This window comes from Microbulbifer thermotolerans, from assembly GCF_900112305.1.
GTDB lineage: Bacteria > Pseudomonadota > Gammaproteobacteria > Pseudomonadales > Cellvibrionaceae > Microbulbifer > Microbulbifer thermotolerans.
In genome coordinates this window covers 18,106-29,428 of record NZ_FOKT01000014.1, presented here as the reverse complement: position 1 = coordinate 29,428, position 11,323 = coordinate 18,106, and the positions used below count along the sequence as shown (strand labels likewise).

Genomic DNA, 11,323 nt, shown 5'->3' with positions numbered 1-11,323 from the left:
GCTGCAGGCCGCGACGGATTTGCTCCAGCAGCTGGGATTGCTGTTCCGCCAACTGGTTTTCACCCAGAGGGTTTTCCTCGATGATCAGGCGGTTTTCCCGCAGGGCCAGATACACCTGCCGGTGCCTGTCGCTCAGATGGCTCGGCGCCTCTGCGTGGAGGGTGATGGAGTTGTGGCTTTCTGCGGTATGCAGGCTGCGCGCAGAGGGGTCGGGATATTTTTTGTCGAAGGCGAGGAATTGCTCGTAAATCTGATCGAGTACGTCCGTGTCAAAAGTCTCCAGCAGGAGGTGGACGTCGAGGTTTTGGGGCATCCCGGTGTGGTAGGTCCATCCCGCTCTCACCCGATAGCGAATTCCCCGGCGGTTTTCGACGCTCAAGTACATAGACAATCCCTTGGCCTGTTGTAAAAGCCAAATTTTAAATTAATGGAAAATTTTGGCAAAGGAGGGGGACTGTGATGAGTTACTAAAAATTAGCAATTTTAACCCGCGAAACCGCGCTGACTGTTCGGAGGAAATATCAGCTCACCCAAGGTCAGTAGATAGCCCATGGTAGCCTCCCCCCCCTGGATGCGCTGCCGCTCGGCCTCCGCCAGTTCTTTTGCTTCCTGTACTTGCTGCTCACAGGCGAAGGCTTCCCTCAGACATTTAGCGCCGTTGCTGAGACCTGCCAGCACGGTCTTTCGGACGACGCCACCTTTGTCGTTCGAATAGACGCGGACACCGCTGTAGGCGTCGCGATCAGCGATGTGGCGCAGTGTCGACCGCCACCCCACCGGCAAATTGTGACAATGGGCAGGGAGCGACCTACGGCGTGGTGGCTTTGCGGACGGGTCCACTTTAGCCGACTTTGATGGTGCGATAGCATTATGACGCTTACCAAGGCGGGTGAACAGGTGGTCTAGCGTCTATCTATAGGAATTTTTTCAGGCCCTATGATCGTATTTACCCACTGTAACCGAGAGAACAGATGAAGTTTGGGCTGGCACCACAGGTGAAGATGTATCACCGGAAGCCCGATTCAAGCAATTCCAGGGCGCGCTTGAACTTGGTATCGATCATCCGTTTTATGAGGAGTTAAAGACATTTGGGTCGGATGCACTGTTTCAGCAACCATTTCACCTCCCCTTCCGTCGCAAGCAGAGCCGAGCCGCCTCTGTGACTACACACTCGCTCTTGACGCTGATTAAAAAAGACTCACAAGGAGTTTCTGAGGAACCTCTGATTAATTCGCTTCCTAACGGTAAAAATTCTTTGGAGCTAGATGAGAAGCTCAGGTGATAGGATGGCCATTTCGAAACCGTCGGATACAGGGATGTATCCGTCGGAGCTACAGGGAAGTACTCGTGCGTTTTCGAAATGGCCATCCTATTGCCTGAGCGCCACGGAACTAACCAAAGCGTTCATGCGAATTAATCAGAGGTTCCCTAATTATTTCACACAGACGATGTAACTAACCTCTCAATTTGCCTCATCACATCCTTATTGCTGCGAAGCGATCTAATCAGAGGCTTTCATAACTCCGACCATAGCACATACCGAAAACAACTATTGACAGGATTAATATACTTCAAATACAAATAGTGGTTTATCAAGTATCAGACTCCATGTAGAGCTGTTTTTTGAGAGGTTACGCCATCCATGGCATTTTTTACTGGATTTATACTAAGAATAAAGAAAAATAGAGCAATAAAGTTGTATTTACGCAAACTTCCACGTCTGTTGCAAAAAGATTATGGAAGATCCAAGCGGTATCGACCAAGGCAGGTAAGAGCCACAATCGAGAGGTCTGGTCTTCCGGTAGAATTTTCTTGCTACGCAATTTTAATATTTTGCTCGAAAAAAGCCTTTGACCGCTATCACACGGAAATGGGAGAAACCTGCGATTATGAAGCGATGCGCAGCTATGTAGGAAACCTATTCTTCAATGGAAACACAAATTTTAGCGCCCATGAAGTCTTACCTTCCAGCACTGATTTTGATGGAGGTTTTCATGGCATAGATACTGGAGGTTCGGATTGATACCTTCAATAGAAACTGATAGCCACAGATAAAAATCCGCGATTTTCTCTCATAATTTATCTTCTACAGATACCCAATACTTATCTGCGATGCTACTTCAGTTCGCTCACTCCATCATCTCTAGATTGCTCAGGATTACTATGTGAAAATTCTCCGAATTCCAAAAAATGTAGAACCTGCTCGATAACTTCATTATTTTTCATCATAAATGGATGCGTAACCGGCATCACTATATGATCCTTCATGCCCTCCAACTTCGTATTTTCGACGGAAACTTTTCCGTCATCCGGATTTGGAAGCATCGTAGACAAAATTGGATTTATGCTTCTGCTTCCCGCGATAACTCCCAAGCTGAAAGTTGCAGGTCCCAGAGAGTTTGGCACACTGGACTTATCTGTACCGAGCTGCAATCCAGCAGGGCCATTGACTGCCTTAAAGCCCGGTACATTTTTTAGATTATCTACCACCTCGCTCCCTCGATTCGGTGGTCCGAGCATCACCACATGCTTTAAGTTTGGTATTTCATACTCAGACAAATACTGCCGAACAATAATCCCGCCCATAGAGTGGGTTACAAAACTTACAGGAACTCCCTCTGGACATCTTTCTAATGCTTTTGGAATTGTATCTTCAGAAAGCAGTGCAATCTCGCTTTCTCGTGATGGATAACCCATATTCACCGCATAATAGCCTGCTTCTTCGAGTGCGTTAGACATCTTAGACATTGATGACTCAGATCTCGCCAGCCCATGCAATAAAATCACGCAATCAGAAGCGATAGCATCCATTGATACGAGTAAGCAGGTTACAAATAAAATTAAACTTTTTCTCATAACATCCCAATATTTACACAGCCAACATGTAGAGCGCATACATATTCCATGGAACTTCACCCAAATGCATTACCACATACCGCTTGACCACTTATTTTCCATTTTTATATAACTTTCATTTTTTGTGAGATTATAACATTACCATCTAATAACATTTAAAATTGTCAAATACTTTCATCTACCACCCATTTTTCTCAACCGGTGATACCCAATCCATTCTGTCAATTCACCCCCATGAAATTTAAGAGTGGTCCTCGGTTAGACTGATAGTCGCCAAACATTCAATCCAAAAAGGAAATAACCGTGATCCACGACAATGAGAATACAGCAATATCCGCTATGGCTGAAATCCTTTCTAAACAAGGCTTTATGATCTGGCTTCGGATCTCTAGGTGCCACTCAAAGAGCCGATGCTGATAGAGAAAGAGCAGTGCCTGGGATATGCCCTTCTACGAGCGCTCAGAGAATCCCAGGAGATTTTCCAACGGCTTTAAGCAGAAGCGTATACATATTCATACGGGAGCGCTGGGAAGTTATGCCCACCTTTAGCTCGATACCCGTTACAAATAAGTTTTCATGGTGGCAGCGTGCTCGGCTGTGTGGTACTGATGACAGTAGGGGTGGATGACTCTGGCAAACGGAATACGCTGAGTTGCTCAGTCTCATTGTCGGAGAAAGAATTTAGTTTCAATACATCATCAGCCAAGTATCACCCTATCCCCTGCATATTCTGTAGATGTAGCTCGCACCAACGGCTGTACAGCTAATGGCTGCCCAGCGTATTCAATATGCGGCTGCAGATAGGGTTCAAAGAGAGCGGTGTCGTGTCCGCCCTTGAGCCACTGTTCCACAAAGTGTTTGTCCGCCGGCGCAATCATGGGAAGAGATTTGTCGTGATATTTGCGGGTTTTTGGGTGTGCGGAGATGGTGATGATAGAGCAGCTGAGTATATCGCCCCAGGTTTTGTATAAACCGCAGAAGAAGAAAGGCTGGCCGTAACTGAATTCCACCGGATTTTTTCCATGCAGGCTTTCCACCCAGGCGGTGGCGGGTACCAGGCAGCGTGAATTGTGGTATTCGGGGCGTTTATCCAGCTTCTGCCAGTTGCTGTTGATAGACCAGTATTTGCGGTGGGGTTTCCAGTTTTCGCCGTCACGTTCAAGGTACAGATGCCAAATGGCGTTTTCCACTTCAGGCCTACCGTGCCTGGCGGTGACAATGGATACCTGCTGAGTGGGGCGCCGCCGCCGGCCAAACAACATGCGCTGCGGGTTATGTACACCATAGTCTTCGAGAAAGCGCTCGATACCAGCGTCATCGTTTACATCAAATACACTGCACATGACATCTCTCCGGGGATTATTGCGCTGGTCGCTTTGCGCTTCTGTGGATATAGTAGCCTTGTTTTTTCCAAGGCGTTACGCCGAATTGTTGTTCTCACTAAATACCATGATCGAATTTCTGGCCATCGTTCTCTTCGCAGCCCTGCTCTGGCTGATACCGCCTTATTATCAGCGCTTGCGCCGGTATTATCTGCGCTCGCGACCGCTCAGCTCAGAGCAACTACAGTTGCTGGCACAGTGGCTGCCGCTCTACCGATATTTGCCGGCAGAGCAGAAGCGGGAGTTGCAGGGTAATATGGCGCTCTTTCTGCACGAAAAAGCCTTCGTCGGCTGCGAAGGCCTTTTGGTTACCGAAGCAATGCGTGTGGCCGTGGCGGCGCACGCCTGCCTTTTGCTACTTGGCAGGGAGAACCGCTGTTATCCGGATCTCTACACTGTGTTGCTCTACCCCACTACCTATGTCGCCCGGGAAATCCATCGCGAGGGGTATATCGAAACCACGGCACACAGTGTACGCGAGGGGGAGGCCCACTACCGGGGCCCGGTGGTTTTGTCCTGGGGGGACTTGGAAGACGATATTCTCCACCCTGAAAACGGGCGCAATGTGGCGCTGCATGAGTTTGCGCACAAAATCGATGAGGAGGACGGTGCCTATGACGGCCGCCCACTTCGCGTCGAAAATGGCAGACGTTGGTCCGAAGTATTCGGGGACGAGTTTGAAAAGTTGCGCCGACGCCTGAAACACGAGGAGACAATAGCGGATCAACAAGGCGCGGCGCCTGTTCTGGACCTCTACGGCGCCGAGTCTCCGGCGGAGTTCTTCGCGGTGGCCACGGAGGCCTTTTTCGTTATCCCGCACGAGATGCGCGCTGCACATCCGCAACTTTACCGGGAACTGAGCAGTTTTTACCGGGTGGATCCGGCGGCCTTATTGCCTTCACACGGTTTCAATACATCCGTTTAAGCACCGCCAAACCCTATGACTCGCTGGCGCGAATCGAACAGGGAATTTCTGATTAAGGCGTTATGCCGATATAGATACGTTGACGCCCGATGGAAAGCGCATTTCGTTGCCTGAGCGTCCCAAAATCCAATACAGCTTCCGTGCGAATTCCTCAAAGGCTCCTTAATAATCTTTTTTCCATTGCAGCTCCACACTACCACCGCCACTATCCCCTTCATCGGCGGACTGGATTTCCAGATTCAGTTTACGCCGCAGTTCCACTTGCATCTCCGCCTGCCAGGGGTTGAGCGGATCTGTACTGCGCTGCAGCTCGATGTAAATGCGGTTAGTGATGTACTTACCGAGGCTGAGGGCGTACTGGTCACCTTCGTCTGTGGCTTCCTGTTCAATGTCGAGGGTGTCCACCCCCAGCAGTTCGCGGGTTTTGGCCATTGGGTTAAATGAAGCGCTGCCGCTTTGCAAACTGCGCACCACACCCACCAGGCGCACTGCCTGCAATGGGGATATATCCGACAGGGATTTTCCAAACAACAGCTGGGCAAAAATCTCGTCCTGGGCAGCCTCGGGAGTGGAGCTGAAGGTCACGTCGAGATCATCGGTGGTTCCGGAAATTTCCGCGGTGATCTCGCCGTCGCTGTATTCATACAGGCCCGTCACGTAGATGGCGGCGATATTGTTCTCAAAACGCACCTGCCCTTCCTCCAGCTCGAATTTTTTACCCAGTAGATCGAAACTGCCGCGCACGATGTTCAATTCGCCGGAGGCATCAGGGCTTGCGGCGGTGCCGCCGATTTTGACCTGGCCGCGCAGCTGGGAGTCGAGTCCAAGGCCGCGGATAAAGGACTGCTTGTCCAAATCCACGGCGACGTCCAGCGCGATATTGCGCAGCAGTGGCGACGCTTGCTCAGTTTCCGGACCATCCTCGTCTACTTCCACCACTTCAATTTCCGGCACGCTGCCGCCGATCAGTTGTTCTATCTGTACGGAAAACGGCTCTAGTGTCAAACTGCCGCTCAGCATCGCGTCTCCGGTGGTTCCGGTCAGGGCCAGATTGCCGGAAACGGCACCGCGTACCGCCGGAGAGTTGAGCAGATAGGCTTCGTCCGCGCGCAGTTCAAAATTGAACGAGGGCGGCATTTGTGAGGGAAAAGTCAAGGCGCCAGCGAGACTGAGACGGCCCTTGTCGCCGGCTTGCGCGCTGGCGCTTGCGATGCGCCACTCGGCGGGCGTCAGATTCACCGCCATGTCGATATCGCGCAGGCGGGTACTGCTGGGCCTGTGCTCATAGCCGCCATTATCGACGGTTATATGTCCGTTGAGCTTGGGGCTGGCGAAATCGCCGTCGGCAATGACACTGAAGTTCAGGGCGCCGCGCAAGGCGTGGATTTCCGGATCGATAAATTCCGCCACCACAGACAGGTCCGCACTGCCGCTGCTCTCCAGCCACAGCGGCAGCGGCACTGTCTCCGCTCCCGGCACGCGCTCGGCAAACAGCTGTTCCAGAATGGGCGCCAGAGCCATTCTGGCTTGGGCATCCACTGCGCTGCGGCTGCCTTGACTGGCTAGCAGGGAAAGGGACAGGTTCCGGCCTTCGGAATGCCAGTGGAGCTGCGCACTGAGTGGGGCGGCGCCTGCGGTCCCCGCTCCACCGCTGATACTCAATTCTCCGTTCAGTTGCGGCTGGCGAGGGCTTCCGGCCGCCGTGGCGCTAAGAGTCATCAAACCGTTTTCAGCCAGCTCTGCGGGCAATCCAAAATTCAGATCCGCGAGTGCGGCTTGGCCGCGGATAGTCAGATCCGATTGTTCGGCGTTCAGCTTGCCATGCACGCTCAGACGGTTGCGCTCTGCCCATAGCAGTTCCAGACCCGCCAGATCCAGACGCGCACTGGCGTAACGCAAATCCCCCTGTAATTGCCAGGGGGCATTGCGGAATTCTCCCAGGGCGAAGAGTTTGACACTGGCCTGGGGCTGGTCGAAGGGGCCGGAAAAACGGCCATCGAGACTGATGTCTCCCACCAGCGAAGCGGGCAGCGCCACGCCCGCCAGTTCCGCCAGGGACAAGGGGATGTTGTGTCCGCTCACTTGCCCACTGGCATGTGCCTGGCCGATATCCAAGACGCCGTTGACTTCCAGCCAGGCATTGCCGGCACGCGCTGACTGAATCGCTTCTTCCACCAGAACCGCTGTGGCACCGCGGTACTGTCTCGCCGCCATATCCGCTTCCGTCAGCTTCTCCGGCCCCGTTGGCAGAGCGGAAACTGGCCCCTGCTCGCCAGCCCAGTCCCGCAGTTCAAAGCCGCTGTACCCACTGTCGGCCGCCAGTTCCAGCCGCAGCCGCTCGAAAGTGAGTGCTTCCAGGTTACCGGCGGCGGCACCACTCAGCTTGTAGCGGTAGTTCTGATACTGTCCGCCGGAGTTCAGGCGGGCTTCCAGGTGTGGATTGGCCCAGGGGCCAGAGATCTCCAGCGCTGTGTCCAGATCCACAGAGATTCCTTCCGCTGCCGCCAGCTGCAGTTCCCGCGCCGGGCGGAAATCTCGCCCTTTCACTGCGAGCGCCAGCTGCAGGGATTTGTCCGCGATGGCGATGACTCCGTCAGCCGTTATTTGAACGGTGTCGCTGAGGAAGTGAAACTCGCTCAGTTTTAGCGCCTCTAAATCACCCGACACCGCGGCGCTCAAGTGGCCACGCATCTGCCGGTAGGCGGGCGTTGCCGCCAGGCGCCCGCTCAGCGCCGGGTTTTTCCATGGACCTTTGGCGGCAATCTGCAGGCGTTCCAGGGCGCCATCCAGGTTCTCCGGAATTGCCACCCCGTCCGTGCCCGGAAGTACGGCCAGAAGGGCGCGCAGCTCGTCGAGCGTCAGGCGCTGAATAGTGCCCTGCAGGTCCAGGGTTTCCCCCCCCAGATCCACCTGGCCCGCAGCGCCTATGGTGGCTTCTGCATAATCCAGGGTCGCGGTATCTAGGTGAATAATTTTGTCACGGGTTTGCACTTTCGCCTGCAGGTGCAGGGGTTGTGGCTGGTCTTCGGCCCTGGCGCGGAAGTGGCTGTCCAGATCCAAAATACCGGATATGGATGGCAGCGGCATGGAGCCGCGCACGCTGAGGTCCGCGCTGAGAGAGCCGCCCACCAGGTAGTGCTGCCAGGGTTGGGAGATGGCCACCGGCAGGCGCTGGAATTTGATTTCCGCGTCCACCTTGTCGGCGCTGATACTGCCGGCGATGCGATGCCGGCTGTCATCGACTTCCAGTAACAACGCTTGTGCGGAGATCTGCCACGGGGAAAACAGGATCTCGACATCCCCGGACAGAGCAAAGTGGTGATTCACCAGCGGCAGGGAAAATGTCTCGATATCCGCCAGCAAACGGCCATCCAATTGCCGCAGGAAAACACTGCCATCCACATCCAGTGGCTGCCCCTCCGGCAGCTGCAGCTGCTTACCTGCAAAGCCCCCGGCCCCTTCACTGGCAGAAAACGCCAGCCGGTAGCGCCCGGGTTGTGTTTCTCTGCCGGTCAGCGATAAGCGGAGGCCGCCCCCCTTGTGTTCCCGTACTTCCAACGACAACCGCGCCGGTTCCCGCAGCCAGCGGTAGCGGCCACTGGCACTGACAGAGACCACCGGCAGTTCCGGCATGCGGCTGTCTATGAGCTGCAGCCGGTCGACGTTGAGCGCATCGAGGCGCACGGCGGGCACCGACAGAGGTGTCCGTGAAGGTTCTGTGTTTTCCTCTTGCGGGTGTGCGGCCAGCAGGGTGTTGAGAAGGTCAATATCGAAGGTCAATTCAGCCGCATCGAGCGCAGCGATATCGATACGGCCGCGCAACAATCCGCCCAGGTCGATATCCAGCGCAAATGCACGGGCCTGCGCCAGAGTGTCGCTGTTATGGTCGATTTTCAGACGGGAGAAAGACCATTGACCCAGATGGCCACTGGAGATTGCGCCTGCGTCGATGTGCAGTTGTGGGTGCCACTGCTGCGCGGCGTAGATAGCGCCCCGCGTCAGAGTGACGCGTCCGGATTCAGTACCCAGCAGATAAAACAGGGAAAAGCCCGCCAGGACAACGAGTGAAAAAAGCAGTGAAACGCGCCCGCTGAACGCCTGCCACAGGCACTTGAGCAAAATCCCCATGGCTCGGGTATAACCGGCCAACAGTGCCATGACCGCTTTCATCAGAAGGCCTGCCCCAGGCTCACATAGACCTGAAAGTCATCATCTATGTCCTCGCGCTTATCCAGGGGAAAGGCGATATCGAAGCGCAGGGGCGCGAAGGAAGTGTTATAGCGAACGCCGAAACCGGCGCCCCAGTAGAGATCGGAGAAATCGGGGCTGGGGTCCGCGTAGGCATTTCCGCCGTCCAGAAACAATACCCCACCCCAAGATTTGCTGAAACGGAAGCGCCCTTCGATAGAAAGCTCACTGAGGGCGCGACCGCCGATCGGATCACTTAACGAGGTCTCGCCATCGCTCGATACCACCAGCCGTGGCCCCAGCGCCTGGTAGGCATAGCCGCGCACGGAGCCTCCGCCACCGGCGTAGAAGCGCTCGTCGGCGGGAATATCCAGGTTATCGATCCCGGAAATCACCCCGGCCTTGATTCGCAGGGCCAAAGTCGGCTGGTAGCGCAGGGTCTCGGCCGTCTTGTAACCAGTGAGCACCAGCGTGTTTTTGATAAAAGTGGTACTCGTGTTGCCCAAATCGACGTAGGGCCGGACTTCCAGCGCCACAGTGGCACCGCGACGGGCATCCAGCAATTTATCGGTGGTATCCCATTTCATTCCCAGGGGAAAGGAAAGTAGTTGGTAATTCTCGTCGCTGCTGTCGTCTTCTGCGCTGGCCAGCTCTTCACTTTCTTCAACTTCACTGAATTTCAGCTCGGCACCTATGCTGGCGGTGCGATGCTTGCTGAGTTTGCGCGCTACCGTGGCCCCCAGGGTGATGGCTTTAGCCTGGTACGAATCTCGATCCTCGTTGGATAGTTCTGCAGAGGCGGATAGGTTCTGTTCTCGGCTGAAAAAACGCGGTGCCAGGAGTTCTCCCTTCAGCGTCTGCTGCACCGGATTCACTTTTGCTTCGACTTCAATTTTTTCTCCCCGGCGCAAAATATTGCGGTGCTCCCAACCGGCGGAAAAGCCAGCGCCTTCATCGGAGGTGTAACCCACCCCCAGACTCACCGTACGGTGATGGCGCTCTTGTAAGGTAAAAGTAATATCCACCAAGCCGCCGTAAGGTTCAGATACCCGGGTATTGGCGCTGGAGATCAGATTGGTGCGCAGGAGGCGCAGGCGGGCGGCATCGATTTTACCCCGATTGAAACAGTCGCCGCTGTTCAACTGTAACTTGTCGCGTAGGTAGGCGGGTTCCACCGAGGTCAGCCCTTCGAGGTAAACTTCCCCTACCCTGACATCGGGGCTGGGGGCGACCCGATACTCCAACCGCGCCGCCGCCTCACTGTGTATCACGGTGGCTTTGTAACTGACATCAATTTCGAGCAGGCAAGCATTGTCAGCCAAGTACTGCTTGATACGGTTAACCCCTGCAAGCACCTTTTCCGCCACCAGAGGATCTCCCACCTCCAAGGGCAGGCCGCCCAAACCTTCACGCAGAGACTCCGGCATTGTTACCGACAGGCTTTTGATCCGGTACCTGGGGCCGGGCTTGACCCGGTAGAGAATGTCTCCGTCACTGACAGCCTGGCGCACCCAGGCATCGTAATAGCCGAGTGAACGCAGCAGTTTTTCCAGCGTGCCCCGTTCGTAGCGCGCCACCTCTCGGGGATCTTTGTAGCTCTTTAAGGTGCTGTCACTTTTGCGCAGTTTCTCCAGCTCATCGCGCAATTGCTCTTGCAGCTCGCGGTCACCCTGCACGCGCAGTTTGAATCCGGGCAATTGATCGAGGAAGGGTATCGCCAGTGCCGGTAGCGCCGTCGATAACAATAACCCGCTCAGCAGGAGTGGAATGAACACACGCAAAAGACTTAGGAACCTCTGATTAAGCCGCTTCCTGGCGATAGTGATACTTCGAGGCCGGATGCGAAGCTCAGGTGATGGCATGGACATGTCGAGGCCGCCCCATACGGGGAAGGGAGCGACGGGGACGCATTCTGCGTTTTCGGCATGTCCATCCCATTGCCTGAGCGCCCCGAGACAACCGACAGCGCTCA

8 protein-coding genes are annotated in these 11,323 nt (G+C 54.7%); 2 read left to right on the top strand and 6 right to left on the bottom strand.

Translation table 11 applies throughout. From position 1 onward, the window contains the following. Together BM155_RS16335 and BM155_RS16330 are read right to left on the bottom strand one after the other, a co-directional pair. On the bottom strand, positions 1-385 hold a 385-nt coding region (locus BM155_RS16335), incomplete at its 3' end, for a hypothetical protein (RefSeq protein ID WP_139223303.1). A 98-nt stretch (positions 386-483) separates the two neighbouring features. Beyond that, entirely contained in the window at positions 484-777 is a 294-nt protein-coding gene (locus BM155_RS16330; RefSeq protein ID WP_067153926.1) for a hypothetical protein, read from the bottom strand. Between the two features lie 865 nt (positions 778-1,642). Between BM155_RS16330 and BM155_RS17175 the strand changes: the two genes are divergently transcribed. Next, positions 1,643-2,023: a DUF6559 family protein gene (locus tag BM155_RS17175; protein ID WP_139223312.1), complete on the top strand. Its 381-nt coding sequence runs from the start codon at positions 1,643-1,645 to the stop codon at positions 2,021-2,023. Between the two features lie 92 nt (positions 2,024-2,115). Here BM155_RS17175 and BM155_RS16325 read toward each other — a convergent pair whose 3' ends face one another. Both BM155_RS16325 and BM155_RS16320 read right to left on the bottom strand, forming a co-directional pair. Further along, positions 2,116-2,856 (bottom strand): esterase/lipase family protein, encoded by a 741-nt coding sequence (locus tag BM155_RS16325; RefSeq protein WP_074904361.1) that lies wholly within the window; start codon positions 2,854-2,856, stop codon positions 2,116-2,118. A 698-nt stretch (positions 2,857-3,554) separates the two neighbouring features. Continuing rightward, complete coding sequence (locus tag BM155_RS16320) at positions 3,555-4,199, bottom strand: SOS response-associated peptidase family protein (protein ID WP_074904359.1); 645 nt, start codon at positions 4,197-4,199, stop codon at positions 3,555-3,557. A gap of 85 nt (positions 4,200-4,284) precedes the next feature. Here BM155_RS16320 and BM155_RS16315 point away from each other — a divergent pair, with 85 nt between their 5' ends. Continuing rightward, positions 4,285-5,163, top strand: coding sequence for a M90 family metallopeptidase (locus BM155_RS16315; RefSeq protein WP_254773220.1), 879 nt, complete (start codon positions 4,285-4,287; stop codon positions 5,161-5,163). A 162-nt stretch (positions 5,164-5,325) separates the two neighbouring features. Here BM155_RS16315 and BM155_RS16310 read toward each other — a convergent pair whose 3' ends face one another. Both BM155_RS16310 and BM155_RS16305 read right to left on the bottom strand, forming a co-directional pair. Continuing rightward, positions 5,326-9,333 (bottom strand): translocation/assembly module TamB domain-containing protein, encoded by a 4,008-nt coding sequence (locus BM155_RS16310; RefSeq protein ID WP_074904354.1) that lies wholly within the window; start codon positions 9,331-9,333, stop codon positions 5,326-5,328. Then, positions 9,333-11,126, bottom strand: a complete 1,794-nt coding sequence (locus BM155_RS16305) for an autotransporter assembly complex protein TamA (protein ID WP_254773219.1) — start codon at positions 11,124-11,126, stop codon at positions 9,333-9,335. Before BM155_RS16305 ends, BM155_RS16310 begins: the two co-directional genes overlap by 1 nt. Positions 11,127-11,323: the final 197 nt, after the last annotated feature.

Excerpts from the sequence above, each read along its gene's own strand:
- BM155_RS17175 (WP_139223312.1), top strand. The coding sequence starts at position 1,643 with ATGGCATTTTTTACTGGATTTATACTAAGAATAAAGAAAAATAGAGCA.
- BM155_RS16325 (WP_074904361.1), bottom strand. The coding sequence starts at position 2,856 with ATGAGAAAAAGTTTAATTTTATTTGTAACCTGCTTACTCGTATCAATG.
- BM155_RS16320 (WP_074904359.1), bottom strand. The coding sequence starts at position 4,199 with ATGTGCAGTGTATTTGATGTAAACGATGACGCTGGTATCGAGCGCTTT.
- BM155_RS16310 (WP_074904354.1), bottom strand. The coding sequence starts at position 9,333 with ATGAAAGCGGTCATGGCACTGTTGGCCGGTTATACCCGAGCCATGGGG.